At 59.6% G+C, this 22,842-nt stretch carries 19 protein-coding genes and 1 pseudogene; 11 read left to right on the plus strand and 9 right to left on the minus strand.

Annotation, left to right across the window (positions count from 1 at the left end):
* Positions 1–100 precede the first annotated feature (100 nt).
* Positions 101–2,152 carry a methionine--tRNA ligase gene (gene metG / locus AC0ZWN_RS14480; protein WP_476335503.1) on the minus strand — a complete coding sequence of 684 codons (2,052 nt, stop codon included), beginning with the start codon at positions 2,150–2,152 and terminating at the stop codon, positions 101–103.
* 225 nt (positions 2,153–2,377) lie between these two features.
* On the opposite strand from metG, the gene apbC reads away from it, so the two are divergent.
* Entirely contained in the window at positions 2,378–3,472 is a 1,095-nt protein-coding gene (apbC, locus tag AC0ZWN_RS14485) for an iron-sulfur cluster carrier protein ApbC (protein ID WP_095123282.1), read from the plus strand.
* 131 nt (positions 3,473–3,603) lie between these two features.
* On the opposite strand, the gene AC0ZWN_RS14490 is transcribed toward apbC, so the two are convergent.
* Positions 3,604–4,362 (minus strand): SDR family oxidoreductase, encoded by a 759-nt coding sequence (locus AC0ZWN_RS14490; protein WP_053123391.1) that lies wholly within the window; start codon positions 4,360–4,362, stop codon positions 3,604–3,606.
* Between the two features lie 163 nt (positions 4,363–4,525).
* Between AC0ZWN_RS14490 and AC0ZWN_RS14495 the strand changes: the two genes are divergently transcribed.
* From AC0ZWN_RS14495 to AC0ZWN_RS14515, 5 genes and pseudogenes are all read left to right on the plus strand, one after another.
* On the plus strand, positions 4,526–5,257 hold the full coding sequence (locus AC0ZWN_RS14495; protein WP_476335506.1) for a HugZ family pyridoxamine 5'-phosphate oxidase: 732 nt from the start codon (positions 4,526–4,528) through the stop codon (positions 5,255–5,257).
* Positions 5,258–5,322: 65 nt separating this feature from the next.
* Positions 5,323–5,799, plus strand: a complete 477-nt coding sequence (locus AC0ZWN_RS14500) for an FxsA family protein (protein WP_460096755.1) — start codon at positions 5,323–5,325, stop codon at positions 5,797–5,799.
* A gap of 260 nt (positions 5,800–6,059) precedes the next feature.
* Positions 6,060–6,353, plus strand: a complete 294-nt coding sequence (locus AC0ZWN_RS14505) for a co-chaperone GroES (RefSeq protein ID WP_007916610.1) — start codon at positions 6,060–6,062, stop codon at positions 6,351–6,353.
* A gap of 50 nt (positions 6,354–6,403) precedes the next feature.
* Positions 6,404–8,050, plus strand: coding sequence for a chaperonin GroEL (gene groL, locus AC0ZWN_RS14510; protein WP_093430563.1), 1,647 nt, complete (start codon positions 6,404–6,406; stop codon positions 8,048–8,050).
* 56 nt (positions 8,051–8,106) lie between these two features.
* Positions 8,107–8,214: pseudogene (locus AC0ZWN_RS14515) on the plus strand (metal ABC transporter ATP-binding protein); the annotation flags it as partial.
* A gap of 28 nt (positions 8,215–8,242) precedes the next feature.
* On the opposite strand, the gene AC0ZWN_RS14520 reads toward AC0ZWN_RS14515, so the two are convergent.
* A complete protein-coding gene (locus tag AC0ZWN_RS14520; protein WP_257356012.1) occupies positions 8,243–8,986 on the minus strand; it encodes a phosphatase PAP2 family protein in 744 nt (247 codons plus the stop codon).
* Positions 8,987–9,206: 220 nt separating this feature from the next.
* Here AC0ZWN_RS14520 and colR point away from each other — a divergent pair, with 220 nt between their 5' ends.
* From colR to AC0ZWN_RS14545, 5 genes are all read left to right on the plus strand, one after another.
* Positions 9,207–9,878 carry a two-component system response regulator ColR gene (colR, locus tag AC0ZWN_RS14525; protein WP_095048277.1) on the plus strand — a complete coding sequence of 224 codons (672 nt, stop codon included), beginning with the start codon at positions 9,207–9,209 and terminating at the stop codon, positions 9,876–9,878.
* Complete coding sequence (locus AC0ZWN_RS14530; RefSeq protein WP_095048276.1) at positions 9,878–11,152, plus strand: sensor histidine kinase; 1,275 nt, start codon at positions 9,878–9,880, stop codon at positions 11,150–11,152. Before colR ends, AC0ZWN_RS14530 begins: the two co-directional genes overlap by 1 nt.
* Positions 11,153–11,313: 161 nt before the next feature.
* Positions 11,314–11,982: a class I SAM-dependent methyltransferase gene (locus tag AC0ZWN_RS14535; RefSeq protein ID WP_095048275.1), complete on the plus strand. Its 669-nt coding sequence runs from the start codon at positions 11,314–11,316 to the stop codon at positions 11,980–11,982.
* 4 nt (positions 11,983–11,986) lie between these two features.
* Entirely contained in the window at positions 11,987–12,703 is a 717-nt protein-coding gene (locus AC0ZWN_RS14540; protein ID WP_093430558.1) for a lipopolysaccharide kinase InaA family protein, read from the plus strand.
* A 2-nt stretch (positions 12,704–12,705) separates the two neighbouring features.
* A complete protein-coding gene (locus tag AC0ZWN_RS14545) occupies positions 12,706–12,933 on the plus strand; it encodes a hypothetical protein (RefSeq protein WP_093430557.1) in 228 nt (75 codons plus the stop codon).
* A gap of 175 nt (positions 12,934–13,108) precedes the next feature.
* Here the strand turns inward: AC0ZWN_RS14545 and AC0ZWN_RS14550 are convergent, their stop codons facing one another.
* The 6 genes from AC0ZWN_RS14550 to AC0ZWN_RS14575 form a co-directional block, all read right to left on the minus strand.
* The gene (locus AC0ZWN_RS14550) at positions 13,109–16,144 is read right to left on the minus strand and encodes a multidrug efflux RND transporter permease subunit (RefSeq protein WP_476335508.1); all 3,036 of its coding nucleotides are present in this window, start codon (positions 16,142–16,144) and stop codon (positions 13,109–13,111) included.
* Positions 16,145–16,157: 13 nt separating this feature from the next.
* Positions 16,158–17,306: an efflux RND transporter periplasmic adaptor subunit gene (locus AC0ZWN_RS14555; RefSeq protein WP_095048272.1), complete on the minus strand. Its 1,149-nt coding sequence runs from the start codon at positions 17,304–17,306 to the stop codon at positions 16,158–16,160.
* A 180-nt stretch (positions 17,307–17,486) separates the two neighbouring features.
* The gene (locus AC0ZWN_RS14560) at positions 17,487–18,587 is read right to left on the minus strand and encodes a DUF1513 domain-containing protein (RefSeq protein WP_460130017.1); all 1,101 of its coding nucleotides are present in this window, start codon (positions 18,585–18,587) and stop codon (positions 17,487–17,489) included.
* A gap of 14 nt (positions 18,588–18,601) precedes the next feature.
* Positions 18,602–19,666: an imelysin family protein gene (locus AC0ZWN_RS14565; protein WP_099757042.1), complete on the minus strand. Its 1,065-nt coding sequence runs from the start codon at positions 19,664–19,666 to the stop codon at positions 18,602–18,604.
* Between the two features lie 27 nt (positions 19,667–19,693).
* Positions 19,694–21,121 carry a di-heme oxidoreductase family protein gene (locus AC0ZWN_RS14570; protein ID WP_476335510.1) on the minus strand — a complete coding sequence of 476 codons (1,428 nt, stop codon included), beginning with the start codon at positions 21,119–21,121 and terminating at the stop codon, positions 19,694–19,696.
* Between the two features lie 319 nt (positions 21,122–21,440).
* The gene (locus AC0ZWN_RS14575) at positions 21,441–22,787 is read right to left on the minus strand and encodes an imelysin family protein (protein WP_476335512.1); all 1,347 of its coding nucleotides are present in this window, start codon (positions 22,785–22,787) and stop codon (positions 21,441–21,443) included.
* Positions 22,788–22,842: the final 55 nt, after the last annotated feature.

Genomic DNA, 22,842 nt, shown 5'->3' on the forward strand with positions numbered 1-22,842 from the left:
TAAGGTTAGGCATTATCCGGCAGCCACGTAGGGTGGGCCAGATATGAAAAATCCCACCGGCATGCGGGGCACGCCGATGGGATCGATTTGTTGCCGGGCCTTACTTGATGCGTTGACCCGGCTTGGCGCCGCTGTCCGGGCTCAGCAGGTAGATTTCTTCACCGCCAGGGCCGGCGGCCATCACCATGCCTTCGGAGATACCGAACTTCATTTTCCGTGGCTTGAGGTTGGCGATCATCATGGTCAGGCGCCCGTCGAGTTTCGACGGATCCGGGTACGCGCTCTTGATCCCGGAGAACACGTTGCGTTGCTCGTCACCGATGTCCAGGGTCAGGCGCAGCAGCTTGTCAGCACCTTCGACGTGTTCGGCTTTGACGATCAGTGCGACGCGCAGGTCGATCGCGGCAAAGGCGTCGAAGTCGATTTCCGGCGACAGCGGATCCTTGGCCAGTTCGCCGTTGCCGGCCGGAGCGGTTGCACCGGTGTCGGTCTGGCTGGCGGTCAGGTCTTCTTTCGAGGCGTCGGACATGGCTTGTACTTTCACCGGGTCGATGCGGGTCATCAACGGTTTGAATTCGTTCAACTGGTGGTTGGCCAGCAGCGTGGTGTGGTCGTTCCAGGTCAGCGGGGCGACGTTGAGGAACGCCTCGGCATCGGCGGCCAGCAACGGCAGCACCGGTTTGAGGAAGATCACCAGTTGGCGGAACAGGTTGATGGCGGTGGCGCAGATCGCCTGGACTTCATCCTGTTTGCCTTCCTGTTTGTTCAACGACCACGGCGCCTTGTCGGCGATCCAGGCGTTGGCGCGGTCGGCCAGAGCCATGGTTTCACGCATGGCGCGGGCGAAGTCGCGTGCTTCATAGGCGTCGGCAATGCTTGGCGCAGCGGCGAGGAAAGCCTCGGTCAGCTCTGGCGCAGCGTTTTGGTCGACCAGCAGGCCAGCGTTGCCTTTTTGAATGAAACCGGCGCAACGGCTGGCAATGTTGACCACTTTGCCGACCAGGTCGGAGTTGACCTTCTGCACGAAATCTTCGAGGTTCAGGTCGAGGTCATCGACGCCACGGCCCAGCTTGGCCGCGTAGTAGTAGCGCAGGTATTCCGGCGACAGGTGATCGAGATACGTCCGGGCCTTGATGAAGGTGCCGCGCGACTTGGACATTTTCTGGCCGTTGACGGTCAGGTAGCCGTGCACGTTGATGCCGGTCGGCTTGCGGTAGCCCGCGCCTTCGAGCATCGCTGGCCAGAACAGCGCGTGGAAGTTGACGATGTCCTTGCCGATGAAATGGTACAGCTCGGCGGTGGAGTCCTTGCCCCAGAACGCGTCGAAGTCCAGCTCCGGCGTGCGGTCGCAGAGGTTCTTGAAGCTGGCCATGTAGCCGATCGGCGCGTCCAGCCACACGTAGAAATACTTGCCCGGCTCGCCCGGAATCTCGAAACCGAAGTACGGCGCATCGCGGGAGATGTCCCACTGCTGCAGGCCGGCGTCCAGCCATTCGGCGATCTTGTTGGCCACGGCGTCTTGCAGTGTGCCGCTGCGGGTCCAGGTCTGCAGCATTTGCTGAAAGTCTGGCAGTTTGAAGAAGAAATGCTGGGAATCCTTGAGCACCGGCGTGGCGCCAGAGATCGCCGACTTCGGATCCTTCAGATCGGTTGGAGCGTAGGTTGCACCGCATTTTTCGCAGTTGTCGCCGTACTGGTCTTCAGTGCCGCATTTCGGGCAGGTGCCCTTGATGAAGCGGTCGGCCAGGAACATTTTCTTTTCCGGGTCGAAATACTGGGTGATCGAGCGTTGGGCAATGTGCCCGGCGTCACGCAGCTTGATATAGATCTGGCTCGACAGCTCACGGTTTTCTTCGGCGTGAGTGGAGTGGAAGTTGTCGAAATCGACCAGGAACTCGGCAAAGTCGGCGCTGTGTTCAGCCTGTACGTTGGCGATCAGTTGTTCCGGGGTGATGCCTTCCTTTTCCGCGCGCAGCATGATCGCCGAACCGTGGGCGTCGTCGGCGCAAACATAAATGCACTGGTTGCCGCGATGCTTCTGGAAGCGCACCCACATATCGGTCTGGATATATTCCAGCATATGGCCAAGGTGAATCGAACCGTTGGCGTAGGGCAGGGCGCTGGTGACGAGGATCTTGCGTGGTTCGGACATGTGGGGCTTCGCTACTTGATGAAACGGAGGTCGGCCACTATAAAGCGCTGGCGCATATTTTTCACCCTGTGCGCCTGTTTCATTGGATGAGCAGACGGAAAAAATCCCAGCCTGCGGCAGCTCCTGCAGATGTACGTCGATCTCCTGCAGGAGCTGCCGAAGGCTGCGATCTTTTTCAGGTACGATACCCGGCATCTATTCCCAGTCTTGTTATCGGAGTTGCCCATGAGCGCCGTCACTCGCGCAGCGGTGGAAGCCGTCCTCAGCCAATACACCGACCCCTACCTTAACCAGGATCCGGTCAGCGCCGGTTGCGTGAAGCACATCGAGATCGTCGGTGATCGCGTCAACGTGCAGCTGGAAATCGGTTACGCCGCCGGTCTGTTCAAGAGCGGCTGGGCACAACTGCTGCAACTGGCCATCGAAAACCTCGATGGCGTGGTGATCGCCAAGGTTGAGGTGAACAGCGTGATCGCCGCGCACAAGGCGCAGGCGCAGATTCCCGGGCTGGCCAACGTCAAGAACGTGGTCGCCGTAGCGTCCGGCAAGGGCGGCGTGGGCAAATCGACCACCGCCGCCAACCTCGCCCTGGCCCTGGCCCGTGAAGGCGCCAAGGTCGGCATTCTCGACGCCGATATCTACGGCCCGAGCCAAGGCATCATGTTCGGCATTCCCGAGCGCACCCGCCCGGAGGTCAAGGATCAGAAGTGGTTCGTGCCGCTCAAGGCGCACGGCGTGGAAGTCATGTCGATGGCGTTCCTGACCGACGACAACACGCCGATGGTCTGGCGTGGGCCGATGGTTTCCGGGGCGTTGCTGCAATTGGTCACGCAAACCGCGTGGGGCGATCTGGATTATCTGGTCATCGACATGCCGCCCGGCACCGGTGATATCCAGCTGACCCTGGCTCAGAAAGTCCCGGTGGCTGGCGCGGTAATCGTCACCACACCACAGGATCTGGCTTTGCTCGACGCGCGCAAAGGCGTGGAAATGTTCCGCAAGGTCAACATTCCGGTGCTGGGCGTGGTGGAAAACATGGCCGTGCACATCTGCTCGAACTGCGGGCATGCCGAGCATCTGTTCGGTGAGGGCGGTGGTGAGAAGCTGGCGACCCAGTACGGCGTCGAACTGCTGGCTTCACTGCCGCTGTCGATGCTGATTCGCGAGCAGGCCGATGGCGGCAAGCCAACGGTGATTGCTGAGCCGGACAGCCAGATTGCCATGGTCTATCAGGAACTGGCCCGCCATGTCGGCGCGCGGATTGTGTTGCAGGAAGCGGCGACGCCGGCGATGCCGAATATCACCATCAGCGACGATTGATACATCCGCAACACCGATAACCCTGTAGGAGTGAGCCTGCTCGCGATAGCGGAATAACATTCAACAGATTTGTTGAATGAATGACCGCAATCGCGAGCAGGCTCACTCCTACATTTGTTTTGTGTTGGCAGTTAGATGCGCAGCCCGCCATCCATCTCCAGAATCCGCCCGGTGTAGTAGTCGTTTTCGAAAATATACGCCGCCGAATGGGCGATCTCTTCCGGCTTGCCCATGCGCTTGAGCGGAATCCCCGAAGTCATCTTCTCCAGCGCTTCCGGCTTCATGCCCAGGGTCATCTCGGTTTCAATGAAGCCCGGGGCAATCCCCGCCACACGAATGCCATATCGCGCCAGTTCTTTCGCCCATGTCACCGTCGCCGCCGCTACACCGGCCTTGGCCGCCGAATAGTTGGTCTGGCCAACGTTGCCTGCACGCGAGATCGACGAGATATTGATGATCGCGCCGCTGTTCTTCAGCTCGACCATTTTCGCCGCCACCTCACGGGTGCAGAGGAACACGCCGGTCAGGTTAACGTCGATGACTGCCTGCCACTGTGCCAGGCTCATCTTGGTCATTTCGCCGTCCTTGACCTTGAGCAGCAAGCCATCACGGAGGATCCCGGCGTTGTTGATCAGGCCGTGGATCGCGCCGAAGTCGGCGGCGACCTGGGCGACCATGTGCTCGACCTGCTCTTCATTGGCCACGTTGCACAGATAGCTGCGCGCCTCGACGCCCTTGGCTTTGCAGGCCGCGACCGCGTCGTCGAGTTTTTCCTGATTGAGGTCGACCAACGCGAGCTTGGCGCCTTTGCCGGCGAAATACTCGGCCATCGAACGGCCCAAACCCTGGCAACCGCCGGTGATAATGATTACTTTGTCGTTGAGTTGCATTCGCATGCCCCGATAGCAGTCTGAGTCGTTTTTGTTTTCAGCGACTCCCGATCTGCACCGGCCGTGGCTGGGTTGCACATGAGAGTTGCCCGCCGGCGTGACTGGGACTTGATCCCGGGCGCCTGTCCGTTTTTTCGACGGATTCTATTTAAGGAGTCATAAATTGAGCGTTGAAGTGGCGAAGAATGCCCGAGAATTGCTTCTCAAGGAATACCGTGGAGTGCTGTCGACCCACTCCAAATCGATGCCCGGTTTTCCTTTTGGCTCCGTGGTGCCGTACTGCCTGGACGAGCAGGGTCGGCCGCTGATCCTGATCAGCCGCATCGCGCAGCACACCCACAACCTGCAAAAAGACCCGAAATGCTCGATGCTCGTCGGCGAGCGCGAGGCAGATGATGTGCAAGCCGTTGGTCGCCTGACCTATCTGGCGGAGGCGCAAAAGCTCGAAGACGTTGCCGCGATCGAAGCCGCCGCCGAGCGTTACTACCGTTATTTCCCCGATTCGCAGAACTATCACAAGGCCCATGATTTTGACTTCTGGGTGCTGAACCCGGTGCGTCACCGCTACATCGGCGGTTTCGGCGCGATTCACTGGGTCGATCAACTGACCCTGGCCAATCCGTTTGCCGGCAAGGCTGAAATCAGCATGGTCGAGCACATGAACAGTGACCACGCCAAAGCCATCGCGCACTACGTCGACCTGGCCGGTCTGCCGAAAACCGTGCCGGCGCAACTGGCCGGGATCGACACCGAGGGCATGCACCTGCGCATCGGTCAGGCGTTGTACTGGCTGCCTTTCCCGGCACCTTGTAATACGCCGACACAAGTGCGCGAAGCCTTGGTTTCTCTGGCTCACGCCGAGGTCTGGCCAAAAAATGAGGTGGCTGGTGCTTGAATTCACGAAAGGGCGACGTCATCTAAGGCTTACTGCAAGGCATTTCTTGCGTTGAGGAAACTTTGATGCGCCCTTTTCTGTTGCTCTTTCTGCTGTTTCCGGTGCTGGAGCTGTTCGTATTCGTCAAAGTGGCAGGGGCTATCGGGTTTTTCCCGGCCCTGCTGCTGATCATTGTCGGCTCGATGTTCGGCATTTTCGTGCTGCGCGTCGCCGGTCTGGCCACTGCATTGCGTGCCCGTGAAAGCCTGAACCGCGGCGAATTGCCCGCACAAACCATGCTGGAAGGTTTGATGCTGGCATTGGCCGGTGGCCTGTTGATCCTGCCGGGCTTCATCAGCGACGTGGTCGGTCTGGTTATGCTGCTGCCAATCAGCCGTCGACTGCTGGCGAACAAGATGCGCCAACGCGCCGAAGAACAGGCCATGCGCCAGCGTGCGTTTGCCGATGATCTGCAACCCCGTGGCGGTCCTGCACCGCGCCAGCCCTTGGGCCGTGAGGGTGATGTGATCGAAGGCGAGTTCGAACACCGCGACAGCAAGTAACTGCTCTATCTACACGGCACCTTCGGGTGCCGTGTTCGTTTATGGGCTGCTTTTGTGCAACACATCGGTGAAAAATTTTTCGCCTCGCCCTTGTAATCAGCTTATGCGCCCTTATGTATCGGTCACCGAAAGGTTTCCGGTATTTGAACCGGACAGACTTCCGCGGTTCGCTCGACGAATCGCAACCGGCGCAGGCCGGATTTGTTAAACCCGCCGGGACTACACCGGCCGATGAAAACCACAATTAGGAGAGATCGACAATGAAGCTTCGTCCTCTGCATGACCGCGTCGTAATCCGTCGCAGCGAAGAAGAAAAGAAAACCGCTGGCGGTATCGTCCTGCCAGGTTCGGCTGCTGAAAAAGCCAACCACGGTGTGATTCTCGCTGTAGGCCCGGGCAAAGCTCTGGAAAACGGCGAAGTGCGTGCACTGTCCGTGAAAGAAGGCGACAAGGTTGTGTTCGGTCCTTACTCCGGCAGCAACACAGTGAAAGTCGACGGCGAAGACCTGCTGGTAATGAGCGAGAACGAAATCCTCGCTGTTATCGAAGGCTGATAACCCCGTTCATTTTCCCGCTACTACAAAGTATTTAAGGAATATCGATCATGGCTGCTAAAGAAGTTCTGTTTGGCGATTCCGCCCGTAAAAAAATGCTCAAGGGCGTCAACGTCCTGGCTGACGCAGTAAAAGCGACCCTGGGCCCGAAAGGCCGTAACGTGATCATCGAGAAGAGCTTCGGCGCTCCGACCATCACCAAGGACGGCGTTTCCGTCGCCAAAGAAATCGAACTCGAAGATCGCTTCGAAAACATGGGCGCGCAGCTGGTCAAAGACGTTGCCTCCCGTGCCAACGATGACGCTGGTGACGGTACTACCACCGCTACCGTTCTGGCTCAGTCGATCGTCAACGAAGGCCTGAAAGCCGTCGCTGCCGGCATGAACCCGATGGACCTGAAGCGCGGTATCGACAAGGCGACCATCGCTATCGTCAAAGAGCTGAAGAACCTGTCCAAGCCATGCGCTGACACCAAGGCAATCGCTCAGGTAGGCACCATCTCCGCCAACTCCGACAACTCCATCGGCGACATCATTGCCGAAGCCATGGAAAAAGTCGGTAAAGAAGGCGTGATCACCGTTGAAGAAGGCACTGGCCTGGAAAACGAACTGTCGGTTGTTGAAGGCATGCAGTTCGACCGTGGCTACCTGTCCCCGTACTTCGTCAACAAGCCAGAGACCATGGTTGCCGAGCTGGACAGCCCGCTGATCCTGCTGGTCGACAAAAAGATCTCGAACATCCGTGAAATGCTGCCAGTGCTGGAAGCCGTTGCCAAAGCCGGCCGTCCACTGCTGATCGTTTCCGAAGACGTTGAAGGCGAAGCCTTGGCGACTCTGGTTGTGAACAACATGCGTGGCATCGTCAAAGTCGCAGCCGTCAAGGCGCCAGGCTTCGGCGACCGTCGCAAGGCCATGCTGCAGGACATCGCAGTTCTGACCGGCGGTACCGTTATCTCCGAAGAGATCGGCCTGAGCCTGGAAGCCGCTACCCTGGAAAACCTGGGCAGCGCCAAGCGTGTGACCATTTCCAAGGAAAACACCATCATCGTTGACGGTGCCGGTGCAGATTCCGACATCCAGGCGCGTATCGCTCAGATCCGTGCTCAGGTTGCTGAAACTTCCTCGGACTACGACCGTGAAAAACTGCAAGAGCGTCTGGCCAAGCTGTCCGGCGGCGTTGCAGTGATCAAGGTTGGCGCTGGTTCCGAAGTTGAAATGAAAGAGAAGAAGGCCCGCGTTGAAGACGCCCTGCACGCAACCCGTGCAGCCGTTGAAGAAGGCGTGGTACCTGGCGGTGGCGTTGCGCTGATCCGCGCTCTGCAAACCCTGGTTGACCTGAAAGGCGACAACGCTGATCAGGACGTGGGTATCGCTGTGCTGCGTCGCGCTGTTGAAGCACCGCTGCGTCAGATCGCTGCCAACAGCGGCGACGAGCCAAGCGTTGTCGTCAACGAAGTCAAGAACGGCAAAGGTAACTTCGGTTACAACGCTGCGACTGGCGAATACGGCGACATGATCGAAATGGGCATCCTGGACCCAACCAAGGTGACTCGTTCCGCTCTGCAAGCGGCATCGTCGATCGGCGGTCTGATCCTGACCACCGAAGCAGCTGTAGCTGACGCGCCGAAGAAAGACGGCGCTGCAGGCGGCGGCATGCCAGACATGGGCGGCATGGGTGGCATGGGCGGCATGATGTAAGCCAGCCTTACCCCTGTAACGCAAAACCCCGCTGGCGCAAGCCAGCGGGGTTTTTTATTGCCCAAATTTCAGCTTCACACCAATCCCCTGTGGGAGCGAGCCTGCTCGCGAAGGCGTCGGATCAGCCAACATTAATGTTGAATGACACACCGCATTCGCGAGCAGGCTAGCTCCCACAATTGGATTTATATGTCAGGCGCTGACCGGTTGTGCCTTGACCACGGCCTCGGTTTTCACCGCCGGGCGATACAGCACCCAGTAATACGACCCCAGGCAAATCAGCCAGCAGAAAATCGCCGTCCACACGTTGTGCGAAAAGAAGTGCGCACCCTGCATCATCCGGCTGATCGAAAACACCGAACCCAGCGCAAAGGCAAAGATAAACGCCTGACGGGCCAGACGCGGACGGCGATCACGCAGGACAAAGAACAGCGCAAACAAGGTGAACCCCGTCGCCGCATGACCACCAGGCCAGCAACGGCCGGGTTTGTCGGTCTGTGGACGATGTTCCATCAATTTGCTGTAGGTTTCATGGCCGCCAAATTGCTCCAGGCTCCATGGGCACTGCACCGCCGTTACGGCTTTGACCGGGGTGACGAACGAGGTCGCCAGGCCCAGCGACAGCACCAGACAGCCCAGTTCGCGCTTGAACGGTTTCAGTCTGCCGACGAAGAACGAGCTGATGAAGCCGAGGATGGCAAACACCGAGAACGCAATGACCACCTGCTTGGCGCGATCATGGAGGATGTCTTCAAGGAAAAAACTGTGTCGCCCGATAAAGTCACCTGCGACCGGGTCATAGAACAGTCGGGCCAGATCCATGTCCAGATCAGTCAATTCAAGCAGCACCAGAATGATCGCCGCGACGGTGGGTATTCCCAGGCATAACCAAAAATTCAGTGGCCTGGAAACGGGGCGGGCAGAAGTCGACACCATGGGGCAATTCCTTGGTCGTAAATAGGGTCTGAAGAGCGCAACCGCGCGGAGTCTGCGCGCGTGCGCGTCGCCGATTTGTTAACCGAAAGTGAAAAAAACGTTGGCATGCACAATGAGCTTTTTCTCGTTAAACAACCCGACGCACGCCTAGCTCTGAGCCACACTTGGCCGTAAGCTGCGCGGGCCAAGACGGCCGTTACCCCGTACGGAGGAGGTGCCCATGCGAATTTTATTGGTCGAAGACAACCGCGACATCCTGGCCAATCTGGCCGATTATCTGGGCCTCAAAGGCTATACCGTCGATTGCGCCCAGGACGGTCTGTCGGGCCTGCACCTGGCCGCCACCGAGCATTACGACCTGATCGTGCTCGACATCATGTTGCCCGGCATCGATGGCTACACCCTGTGCAAACGCCTGCGTGAAGATGCCCGCCGGGACACGCCGGTGATCATGCTCACCGCTCGCGATCAACTGGACGATCGTTTGCAAGGCTTCAAGTCCGGGGCTGACGATTACCTCATCAAGCCATTTGCCTTGTCTGAACTCGCGGCGCGGGTCGAAGCGGTGATGCGACGTGCTCAGGGTGGTGGCCGCCGGGCCCTGAAAGTCGCAGATCTGAGTTACGACCTCGACACGCTGGAAGTGACCCGCGATGGCAAACTGCTCAAACTCAACCCGGTAGGCCTCAAGCTTCTGGCCGTGTTGATGCAGAAGAGCCCACACGTACTGCGTCGGGAAATTCTCGAAGAAGCGTTGTGGGGTGATGATTGCCCGGACAGCGACAGCCTGCGCAGCCACGTTCACCAACTGCGACAAGTCATTGATAAACCTTTTGCCAAACCACTGCTGCACACTGTGCACGGGGTGGGTTACCGGCTGGCCGACGTGTAATGGAGTTCAGGCAAAGTCTTTCCCAGCGGATCATCATTGCTTTTGCCTTGATGAGCGCACTTGTGGCCGGCGCCTTCGCGATGGGCATCGTCGCGACCGTGCACCTGGTGGAAGAAAAATTGATTTCGGCGGGGCTGGGCGGCGATCTGCAACGGCTTCTGCTGATGGACAACGTTTCGGACTGGAGCCATCGCCCGGAACCCGACCAGTTGTTCTATTTCAGTGGCGGGCCGGGCGATTTTGAGCTGCCCAAGGATCTGCGTCACCTCGATTCGGGTTTCCATGAAGTGTTCCGCGAGCAGCTGTCGTATCACGCGATGGTCGAGGTCGTCGACGGTCGGCGTTATGTGCTGCTGCAGGATCAAAGTGATTTCGAAGAGCGCGAGCGCGTGCTGTTTGCCGTAGTGCTGGTCGGCTTCGTGCTCAGTCTGGCCCTGGCGGTATTCCTCGGGTGGGTGCTGGCGCGCAAGGTAATGGCGCCGGTGGTGCGACTGGCCCGGCAGGTGCGCCATCGCGATCAGTTGCTCGGTCTGGCGCCGCCGCTGGCACCGGATTATGCGGCAGACGAGGTGGGTGAACTGGCGGTGGCGTTCGATGCCACGCTGGGACGCCTTCGTCAGGCGCTGACGCGTGAAAGGTTGTTCACCAGCGACGTCAGCCATGAATTGCGCACGCCGTTGATGGTATTGGCCAGTTCCTGCGAACTGCTGTTGGAGAACCCGGGGATCGACCAGCGCGGCCGCTCGCAAGTCGAGCGAATTGCCCGCGCTAGTGAGGAAATGCGCGAGCTGGTGCAGACCTTCCTCATGCTGGCGCGCGCCCAGCACGAAGATGCGGGGATGGCTCTGCAGCAGAATCTCTCGCAGGTGGCCGAAAACTTATTGTGTCTGTGGCGCGGGCCGATCGAGAGCAAAGGCCTGAATCTGGTCTTCGAACCTGGCAATCCGACGGACGCTCGTTACAACGCGACCCTGTTGAATGCCGTGATGGGTAACCTGTTGCGTAACGCGCTGCATTACACCGAGAAAGGCTTCATTCGCCTGACACTCACGGCCAACGGCTTTGTGGTGGAAGACTCCGGTGTCGGCATTCCGGAAGAAAAGCGTGAAGCCATGTTCGAGCCTTTCGTGCGTGGCAGCGAAAAGCGCGGCGAAGGCTTGGGGTTGGGATTGTCGCTGGTTCAGCGGATCTGCGAGAACCAGGGCTGGACCGTCAGCTTGAGCACGATGGAACCCAATGGCTGCCGCTTCGAGGTGGATCTGGGCAAAATCTGACGCACGCAGTGGCTCGATGCTACTCCCTCCTTCCTGTCTAAATCCTGTATAACGCTGTAATAATTTGTCTATTTACCGGACATTTTTTTCACAAATGGATGACCTGACGCTGACATGCCGCTCCTTAAGGTGGTGACATCAGCAATTCAGGAGTCCAGGTGATGGCCGGTCCGATCAAACTCGATTTTTCCGAGAAGTACGACGATCAACACGCGCAGAAATACCTGCGCAAGCACAAAGAAAGCCTTGGACGTCGTCTCTCCCATTGGCGTGACGAACAGCTGGCCCGCAAGGCGCTGGCGTTGGTGGGTGAGCCGGGACTGGTGCTGGATTTGCCTTGCGGTGCCGGGCGTTTCTGGCCGTTGTTGGGCGAAAAGGCCAACCGGGTGATTATCGGCGCGGACAATTCCGAGTCGATGATCAAGACGGCCATGGAGTCGCAACCGGCGGATGTAGTGAAACGGGTACAACCCTTGCACACATCTGCCTTCGACATTGCCTTGCCTGACAACGCCGTCGACAGCATTTTCTGCATGCGTTTGCTCCACCACATCGGTGAAGCCGAGCATCGCCGGGCAATTCTGAGCGAATTCGAGCGCGTTACCCGGGACAGTGTGATCGTTTCGCTGTGGGTTGATGGCAATTTCAAAGCCTGGAAACGCCAGCGAGCCGAGCGCAACCGTGACAAACGCGAGTATCAGAATCGCTTTGTGTTACCGGCCGCTACGGTGGAAAAGGAGTTCGAGGAAGCAGGTTTTCGGATTCAGGAACAACTGGACTTTATTCCGCTCTACGCCATGTGGCGGGTTTACGTATTACGCAAGAGGTAACAGGATGGCAGTGCAATTTGCAGCAGAAACGGATGTCGCTCCGCAAGATCGCTTTGACTTTTACTGGAACCAGCGCGGCGAGTGGGTGGAAGAACCCAATGTTCGACGTGGCGGGGAAAGTGGCGTGCAAAGGGTCGTGGGGCGCGATGGTCAACTGCTGTATGCCAAGCGCCAGACCGGTCACATCTATCGCAGTTGGTTGCACCCTTTTGGCCGTCCTACTGTTTTGCGTGAACTTGATGCGCTGACCGGCGTGAGCAAGCTCGGTGTGCGCGTGCCGCAAATCGTTTTCTGCGGCGCTCAGCCTGATCCGCAGCACAAATGGCGCGCTCTGCTGGTCACCAAGTCCCTGGACGGTTTCCAGGAACTGGAACATTGGCTGGCGGCTGCCGGCGGTCGCGATCAGTGCGGTGATGTGGTTTATGAGCGCGTGCTCAAGGACCTCGCCGAGAACCTGGCGCGCATGCACAAGGGCCGTTGGCAGCACAGCTGCATCTACATCAAACACGTGTTTGTGCGTGTGACGGGCGAAGGCGAGTCGGCCAAGGTTGAAGTCGCGTTGATCGATCTGGAGAAATGCCGCCAGCGTCTGACCGCCTATCGCGCCGCTTCCCACGACATGAAGCAATTGCGCCGCCATTCGTCGTTCCGCGACACGGACTGGAAAAAACTCGTCTACTTTTATGAGACGGCGTTTGGCAGCGCTATCAAAGGTTTATAGCGATGAAACTAGAAATTGCACGAGGTTTGTTTTTGGTTGGAGCCTTGGCAGTTGCGTCATTGGCGGTGGCTGCCTGGGAGCAGCCCCGCATGCAGGTAGTGGGCTCGTCCGTAGACGACGCCCACTGCGCAGTCCCACGGGTGGCAAAAGCCTCCGTGGCGACCAAACCCGATCATGATCTGTTGTTGTTCATGTTCGGACTTTCTCAAGGGATGAGGCCGCAGAGTTGAACCGATTGAAGCCCACATAAAAGGCCTCGCAGATGCGAGGCCTTTTTTTATGCGCGGATTTTATGGATAAACGCCAACCAAATGTGGGAGCGAGCTTGCTCGCGAAGGCGGTGTGTCAGGCACTATAAGTATTAACTGAAAGACCGCTTTCGCGAGCAAGCTCGCTCCCACAGGGTTACGCGGTTGGTTTGGGATCGGGTTTCGCCAGCAGGGTGTAAACGCACGGCAGCACAAACAGCGTAAACAACGTGCCAATCGACATCCCCGTGGCAATCACCATGCCGATATCAAACCGACTGACCGCGCCGGCACCCGTGGCGAGAATCAACGGCACCATGCCAAACACCATCGCCGCCGTGGTCATCAACACCGGGCGTAAACGAATCGCTGCCGCTTCCTCAACGGCTTCACGCGCCGTCAGGCCTTTATCCTTGCGTAACTGGTTGGCGAACTCGACGATCAGAATCCCGTGTTTACTGATCAGCCCGATCAGCGTCACCAACCCGACCTGGGTATAGATGTTCATGCTCGACCAGCCGAGGAACAGCGGTATCAGCGCGCCGCAGATCGACAACGGCACCGTCACCAGAATCACCAGCGGATCGCGGAAGCTTTCGAACTGCGCCGCCAGCACCAGAAAGATAATCGCCAGGGCCAGCGCGAAGGTTACCCACAGGGCACTGCCTTCCTGCACGAACTGGCGTGAGGCGCCGCCGTAGTCGAAAGCAAACCCGGCCGGTGCTTCCTCGCGGGCAATCTGCAACACGGTGTCGATAGCTTCACCCATGCTCACCAACGGGAAGCCGGAGATCTTCGCGGCGTTAAGTTGCTGGAACTGATTGAGCTGGCGCGGTCGTGCGCGGTCGCTGACCTTGATCAGCGTCGACAGCGGCAATAACTCGCCCTGAGTGTTTTTAACGTAGTAGTTGTTCAGCCAGTCCGGGTTATCGCGATAGGGGCGCTCGACCTGGGCAATGACCTTATAGCTGCGCCCATCAATGGTGAAACGGTTGATTTCCGCCTCGCCCAACAGCGTCGCCAGCGTGCCGCCGAGATCCTGCATCGACACGCCCATCTGCGCTGCTTTGGCGCGGTCGATATCGACCACCACCTCGGGTTTGTCGAACGCCAGATCGAGGTCGACGAAAGCGAACTTGCCCGATTCCATCGCGCGCTTCTTGATCCGGTCAGCCACTTGCAGCAGCAGTTCATAGTCGTTGGCGGTGTTGACCACGAACTCGAACGGCAGGCCTTCACCGGTGCCGGGCAGGGAGGGCAGGTTGAAACCAAAGATCTGCAAGCCCGGAATGCCTTCCAGTTTGCCTTGTACCTCGGGGAGGATCTGCATCTGCGTGCGACTGCGCTCATTCCACGGCTTGAGCAGGAAGCCGCCGATCCCCGCCTGTACACCGTTGTAGCCGTTGATCTGGAACGAGGAGTAGTACTCCGGGAACTCTTTGAAGATCTTGATGAATTCGTCGGTGTAGGTGCTCAGGTAATCGAGGTTGGTTGGCTGCGGCGCAGTGGCCATCATGAAAATGATGCCCTGATCTTCGTCCGGGGCCAGTTCCGATTTGGTGAACTTGAGGAACACCGGGATCAGGCACAACACGATCACTGCGAACACCAGCACCACCGGCCGCGTGTTCAGCGTGCCGTGCAGCATGCTCTGATAGCGGCGCTTGAGGCCGTCAAAAATGCGGTCGAGGCGATGCGCGAGGCCGCTGGGATTTTCCTCGTGGCGCAGCAAAAACGCGCACATCATCGGCGACAGGGTCAGGGCGACAATCCCGGAGATCACCACGGCGCCGGCCAGGGTCAGCGCAAACTCCTTGAACAACGCTCCGGTCAGCCCGGTGAGGAAACCGATCGGCGCATACACCGCCGCCAGGGTGATGGTCATCGACACCACCGGCATGGCGATTTCCCGTGCGCCTTCCAGCGCCGCATCAAACGGCGTCTTGCCTTCCTCGATATGCCGGTGAATGTTTTCCACCACGACAATCGCATCGTCCACCACCAAACCGATGGCCAGCACCATCGCCAGCAGCGTCAGCAGGTTCATCGAGTAGCCCATCATCTGCATGAAGAACATCACGCCGATCATCGACAGCGGAATGGTCACCACCGGGATTAGCACCGAGCGCAATGCGCCGAGGAACAGGAACACCACGACGATGACGATCAGCACCGCCTCGAACAGGGTTTTTACCACTTCATCGATTGAGGCCTGGATAAACAGTGTGGCGTCGTAGGCGATCTCGCTTTTCAGGTTCGGCGGCAGTTGCGCTTCCAGCTCGGGCATCAGCTTGCGCACTTCCTTGATCACATCCAGCGGGTTGGCGCCCGGGGTGGCCTTGATGCCGATGTACACCGACGGCGTGCCGCCAAACGAGCTGATCGAATCGTAGTTTTCCGCGCCCATTTCCACCCGCGCGACATCACTCAGCAACACGCGGCTGTCGCCACTGACCTTGAGCGGAATCGCCGCGAAGGCTTCAGCGGATTTCAGTTCGGTGTTGGCGTTGATGCTGGTGACCACGTACTCGCCTTTCACTTCGCCAGCAGCGGAGAGGAAGTTGTACTGGCGCACGGCGTTGGTCACATCGCTGGCGCTGAGGCCGAAACCGGCGAGTTTCACCGGGTCGAGCCACAGGCGCATGGCGAACACCTGATTGCCGAGAATCTCCGCCTCGGCCATGCCCGGCAAGGTCGCCAGTTTTGGCTGGATCACCCGTGACAGGTAGTCGGTGATTTGCGGGTTGCTCAAATCCTTGCTGAAGAAGCTGATGTACATCAGCGCCGAGGCGTCGGCGGACTCCTTGCTCAGCACCGGGTCTTCGGCGTCCTGTGGCAGCTTGTTTTTCACCTCGTTGGCTTTGGCCAGCAGTTCGGTGAACAAACGGTCGGTGTTGGAGCCGATGCGCGCGTAGATCGAGATCACCGAGAAGTTCTGCCGGCTGACCGAAGTCATGTAGTCGATGCCCTCGGCGCTGGCGAGGCTCTGCTGCATAGGTTGGGTGATGTAGCCCTGAATGGTTTCGGCGTTGGCCCCGGGGTAAGCGGTGGTCACCGTGATCAGGGCGTTTTCCATTTGCGGGTATTGGCGCAGCGGCAACTTGCTCCAGGCCTGAAAGCCCAGCAGCACAATCAACAGGCTGACCACGGTGGCGAGCACCGGGCGGCGGATGAACGGATCAGTAAAAGCCATGGGATTTCCTTGATCAGTCGGCGCGCGGCGGACTGTTCTGCTCGCCGAGGGTCTTGTCGTCGCTGATGGCAATGTGGGCGCCGTTGTCCAGTTTGATCTGGCCAGCCGTTACCACTTGTTCGCCGCTCTGCACGCCCTTGTTGATCATCACCAGGCCATCGCGGCGTTCACCGGTTTCGATGAAGCGGCGTTCGGCGATCAGCACCGGTTGGCCCTTGTCGTCCTTTTCGAGACTGCCGTCTTCGGCTTTCTTTTGCCCGACCACGTAGATCGAGTTGCCGTAGAGGGTGTAGGTGATCGCGCTCTCCGGCACGACGATGTGTTTCTGCGGATCCGGCAACAACACCTCGAGGCTGGCGAACATGCCCGGCAGCAATTTGCCGTCGGGGTTGGCCAGCGTGGCGCGAACCAGAATGTTGCGCGTAGTGCTTTCGACGATCGGGTTGATCGCGCTGATCTTGCCGGCGAAGTTTTGCTTGGGATAGGCGGCGACTGCAATCTGCACCGGCTGACCGATGGCCAGTTTCGGCACCGATTGTTCGGGCAGGTAGAAGTCGGCGTAGAGGCTGCTCAAGTCCTGCAGCGTGGCGATTTTGGTGCCGCTGGCGAGGTAGTCGCCGACGTCGACCTGACGGATGCCGATGGTGCCGCTGAACGGTGCGAGGATGCGTTTTTTCGCCAGCGAAGCGTTGAGCTGATTGACCGTGGCTTTGTTTTTTTGCAGTACAGCGGAGAGCCGGTCGTACTCGCCTTTGGAGATTGCGCGGCTGTCGACCAGTTGCGCGCCACGGCCGAAGTCCAGTTGCGCCAGACCGAGATCAGCCTTGGCGGTTTCCAGCAGGGCGGTTTCGACGCCACTGTCGAGTTGCAGCAAGGGTTGCCCGGCCTTGACCTTCTGTCCGGACTCGAACTTGAGTTCGGTGACGGTGCCGGCGACTTCCAGGCTCAGCTCGACACCTTGCAGAGCCTTGAGCGTGCCGACGGTCGGCAGACGCATCTGCCACGGCTGTTCGGTGGCATTGGCCACGGCAACGCTGATCGGCGGTTTCGGCTTGGAAAAGCCCTGGATCATTGTGTAGATCGAAAAGGCTTTGTATCCGCCCAGCACCAGGACGATCAACAAAACAACACCCAACATGATCAGCATGCGGCGACGCAGCATATTTCCAGTTCCTTGGATAAATCAGGTGAGACAGGCGGGCACATTACTCCGAGTACAGGGGGGATTCCAACTGGCAGTTCTTACAGGGGGGCGCAAAAAGACCGCAGCCTGCGGCAGTTCCTGCAGAGGAGTGCATTCCAATGCAGGAGCTGCCGCAGGCTGCGATCTTTTAAGGCAGTTTTACGCCATCAAATGCAGATGGTTGTCCCAGAGCCCCGCCGGTAATTCCAGTGGCTTGGCCAGCAGCTCATCCTGACGGCAATCGTAGTAACGGCAACGTCCTTGCCCGGAGGTCACGACAAAACCGTCCTTCACCGCACCCACACCCGCGCAATCGGGTAAGGGCGCATCGAGGCGCACCTCGCCACTGTCCAGATCCCAGATAAAGAAGCGGTTGCCACGCGGCGCCGTCAGCGCAACCAGGCGCAAGTCGCTGTGCACCGCAACACTGGCGGTGTAATGCCCCATCGACTGCAACTGATGCTCCGGCACCGGGAACGCCACGAACGGCTGCCCCGGACGCTTGATCGCCAGCAACTCCGAACGCTCATGCGAGGCGCCCATGAACTGCTGACCGGCGACGATGGTACCGTCGCTGGCGATGCCCAGATGGCGCACGCTGTTCATCTGCTGGGCGAGGGTTTCCTTGCTCAGCAGGGTGCCATCGCGCTGCATCAGCACCAGACTTGGCTCCATGGCGTTGAGGTTCATGTCGACGCGGCTTTCCGCCTCGGTACGAATCCCGCCATTGGCCACCACCAGCGTCTCGCCATCGGGCATCCACGACACCTGATGCGGGCCGAGACCGTGGGTAGAAATCTCGCCGGTGTGCACCAGTCGCGCGCCTTCGAACTTGTAGACGCCGAGCAGGCCACGGCCAGGATCGGTGGTGTCGTTCTCGGTGGCGTACAGGTATTCGCCGTCCTTGTGCACCACGGCGTGGCCGTAGAAGTGCCGGTTCGGCTGCGAGGTCACGGTCTGCAGCAACTTACCGTCGCGTAGGTCGACCAGGTAGCTTTCGGTGCCCGGACGCCGCGCGACGAACAGCGCAATCGGCTGCGTCGGATGGTTGATGATGTCGTGGCAGCGTTGGCCGACTTCGGTGGCGAACACCCGCGTGCCATCCAGCCGATAGCCGACGGCGTAGTGCTTGCCGTCGGTGTCGTCGCGCGCCGACAGCAACAGCGGGCTCTGATCCTTGCGTTTGAACAGCGTCCAGCCGCCCAGCGTCACTGCTCCGAGCAGTGCACTACCTAAAGTCAGAACCTGACGTCGCAGCATGGCACTTGCCCTCATCAGTCACCGTCGTTGGCGTTGAAGCCCAGTTGGATGCCCAGCGCCTTGGCCAGTTCGCCTTCGTGCAGGCGATGGACGACGTTGAGGCTGTCGTAGATGTCGTTCAGTTGCTGACGACCGGCGTCGTCTTCGAGCATTTCGCCGAGCGAACGCTGAGTGCTGTCGAACAGTTTCAGCGAAGCGGCGTAGGCTGCGTCGATCTTGTCGGCCAATGGCTTCTGATCGCTTGGCAGCAGGCTGCGCAGGCCTTTGTTGTCGACACCTTCCCAGACGGTTTTGGCAGCGGCGAGGCTGGCTTCCAGTGCGGTCAGCGAGGACTGGCTGCGCCAGGCATCGGCCTGGAACGGTTGAGGCACGCCTTTGCTCTGACGGCCCATTGGCGTGCCGAGTTTTTTCTTCAGAGTGTCCAGTGCAGTGACCTGCACGCGCAGCAGATCGGCGATCGCTTCGTGGGAGTCGGCGTAGCGCTGGTTGGGGAACTTGGTCATCTGCGCGAGCATGCCGTCAGTGTTGTTCCAGCCCTGCAGAATCTCTTCGGCCAGTTGCTTCTGTCGTTCGCCAATGGCGATCAGCAGCGGGCAGTACTTGGCTTTCTGCTCGGCGTTGGCCACGTCAGGCTTGGCGTCGAACAGGATGTACTCGTACGCCGACAGACCTTGAACGACTACGCTCGATTTGGCCAGGGCGGCGGCGTCGATCTGCGGCTGCGCGACGACCAATTGCTCGACCTGACGGCCGACGAGGTTCTTCTTGTCCGGCCAGAACTGTACCTGCCACGAACGGTTGCCCTCGGCCAACGGGCCGATCAGCAGCGGTTGCAGCTCGGCCCAGGCTTTCTGCGCGTGCAGGAAATCGGCGCGGGCGGTTTCCAGGGTTTCCTTGCCCTGGCAGTAGGCGAGGGCGCTGACCGCCAGTTGCTTGTCGGCCTCGACCCAACGGGTGTAGGTCGGCAGGATCACCGATTTGGCGATGGCCGCCGACGTGACCGCTTGCGGATCCTGTGGCGAGCAGGCGCCGAGGGCGAGCGCGGCAAGGCTGGTGAACAGTAGCTTGGGACGGAACATGTCGGGCTCCCGATTCTTTTTCAGTGTTTAAAGTGAGTTCAAAAACGCCAGCAGCGCGGCGCGCTGCTCGGCATTGAAAGACAAAACCTGTTGCTGCGCGGCTTGCGCTTCGCCGCCATGCCAGAGCACCGCTTCGAGCAGATTGCGCGCGCGACCGTCATGCAAAAACTGTGTGTGGCCGCTGACGGCTTGCGTCAGGCCGATCCCCCACAACGGCGGCGTGCGCCAGTCGCGGCCGGAGGCCTGGAATTCCGTACGGTTGTCGGCCAGGCCGTCGCCCATGTCATGCAGCAACAGATCGCTGTACGGACGAATCACCTGATTGGCCAGTTCAGGTTCGGCCGCGTTGGCGACGGTGGTGTATTTCGGCGTGTGGCACGAATCGCAACCGGCCTGGAAAAACAGGTTCTTGCCGGCCAGCACTTGTGCATCGTTGACGCTACGCCGCGCGGGTACGGCGAGGTTACGGCTGTAGAACAGCACCAGACGCAGGATGTTGTCGCTGACTTCCGGCTCGCCGTCCGGGCCATTGCCATTCGGTGCCTGTTTGCAGGCAGTTTGCGCCTCGGTGCAGTCATCGAAGGGGCGCAGGCTGGTGGTGAGGCCCATGTCACCGGAAAACGCGTGGACGTTCTGTTGATTGAGGTTCGGTTGCCCGGCTTTCCAGCCGAATCTGCCCATGACGGTCTTCTGCAACGCATCATCCCAGACCTGATTGGGACGGCCATTGATGCCTTTGTTGTCTTTGGCTTGCGCGGCGGCGTTGGCCAGAATCGCTTCTTCGGGGATCGCTTCGAGCAGGCCCAGACCAATCATCGGCGGCGCGACGCGGGCCGAGAAACGCGTGTCCGGGTGCATCGGGCCGTAGCCCAGTTGGGTGATCTGCAACACTGGCTTGCGCAATTCGACTTCGGTGCCGTCCTTGAAACGCACGGGCACTGGCGTGTAATCGACGCGCACTTTGCCTTCCGGGGCGACGCCGGGCACGGCCATGTCCTGGAACTGGCCGCCGTAGACCGGCTCCGGCACTACGCCGACCTGCTCAATGAGCTTGGCGAATTGCGGCGCATCAGGGATCGACAGGCGCACCAGCATCGACACCGCGTTGGCGGCATCCGGCGTTGGCGGATGGCCGCGACCGTCCTTGATGTGGCAGTTCTGGCAGGCGTTGGTGTTGAACAGCGGGCCGAGACCATCGCGCGCAGTGGTGGTCGACGGTGCAATCACCCAAGGGCTGCGGAAAAAGCTGTTGCCGACACTGAAGTCCACTCGCCGTGACGGTGGCAGATTCGCCGAAGGCAACGAGAACGCATTCTGATCGGTCTTGCGCACGGTCGCTGCACCGCCCGAACGTGCTTCACCCGGCTCAGCTTTGGTAAAACGCGGGGCGTCATCGCAGGCACTCAGGCCCAGGGCCAGCAACAGTGCGGACAAGCGAAGAGGCAGCGAGGGCATCAGACATCCTGCGGACGGGCGAAAATAAAGGCGCAAAGTCTAACAGGGCGAAGGAGTTTGAATAAGAGGAATTATCGTTTGCTTGATATGAAGCAAACCTAAAGGCCAATGCAAACCTTGTGGGAGCGAGCTTGCTCGCGAAAGCGGAGTTCGTCGCTCTGCAGGTGTTGCGCCAGATGCCGCCTTCGCGAGCAAGCTCGCTCCCACAGGGATTGGTGGTGCACTTGATATTGGGTACACCTTGAAGCAGGGGGGTTGTGTTTGGCATGCATGAAAAAGGCGACCCGAAGGTCGCCTTTTTTGACGCAGACGCGGTTGATCAGAACTCGTGATCAGCGTTGTCCGGGTTCAGGTCGCTGATGCCCAGTTTGCCGGCAGCGGCTTCGATCGAACCGGTCTGCTTGACCAGCGAGGCGATGGCGTCGCGAACGATCTGGTTGCCCGCAGTGTTGCCGGCAGCGATCAGCTGGTCGTAGTGCTCACCCTTGTTGGCGTGATCGACCATGACCTGGATCTTCGCTTCGGTAGCGGCCAGATCGGCTTTCAGTGCGGTGTCGGCAGCCGGGTCGGCCTTGGCCACCAGCGACGACAGGCTGGCGCCGGTCATTTTGGTGCCGTCAACACGGGTGTACTCGCCCAGGTAGACGTTACGAATGCCTTTGGCATCGTAGAAGTGCGAGTTGTGGGTGTTGTCGCTGAAGCAATCCTGCTCGTCTTCAGGGGAGTTGGCTTCCAGGGAAACCTTCATACGCTCGCCCGCCAGTTCACCCAGGGACAGGCTGCCCATGCCGAAGAGCATTTTGCGCAGACCGGTTTCGCCAGGCTCGGCTTCCAGGGTGGCGCGGTAGTTGTCAGCCACGTTCGGCTTCCAGTTGCCGACCATTTCTTCCAGGTCGCTGACCAGCAGTTGGGTCACCGACTTCAGGTAAGCACGACGACGATCGTTGTGACCGCCAGTGGCGCCGGCGCCTTCCAGGTAGTCGGAGGCCGGACGGTTGCCAGCGCCAGGGCCAGTGCCGTTGAGGTCCTGGCCCCACAGCAGGAATTCGATCGCGTGGTAGCCGGTGGCGACGTTGGCTTCGGAACCGCCCAGCTCGTTGAGGCTGGCGAGTTTTTCCGCGGTGATGTCTTTGACGTCGACCTTGTCTTCGCCGACCTGAACTTCGGTGTTGGCGATGATGTTGGCGGTGGCGCCCGGGTTACCCAGAGCGTGCTCGTAGGATTTGTCGACGTAGTCGATCAGACCCTCGTCCAGAGGCCAGGCGTTAACCTGACCTTCCCAATCGTCGATGATGGTGTTGCCGAAGCGGAACACTTCGCTCTGCAGGTACGGAACGCGCGCGGCGACCCAGGCAGCCTTGGCGGCTTTCAGGGTGTCGGCGTTCGGCTTGGCGAGGAAGGCGTCGACGGCGGTCTGCAGGGTTTTCGCGGTGGATTCGGCATCGCTGTAAACGGCGAAGACCATGTCGGCGTAGTGCGCGACCACAGCCTTGGCGGCGGCTTCGTCGACTTTACCGGCAGTGGCAGGCGCCGCCGCAGGTGCGGTGGTGCTGGCGGCTGGGGTCGGTGCGGCCGGAGCGGCTGCCTTGTCTTTGCCTTCGCCGCAACCGGCGAGGGAAATAGCGATGGCCAGCAGACTGGCGGTAGCCAGAGGCATACGAATCATGGCGAACATCCTGCTTCGATAGTTGAGTGGACTCGCGCTGGGGGTGCGCAAAACT

The sequence above is a fragment of the Pseudomonas sp. 3B-A001-10F genome, from assembly GCF_056313565.1.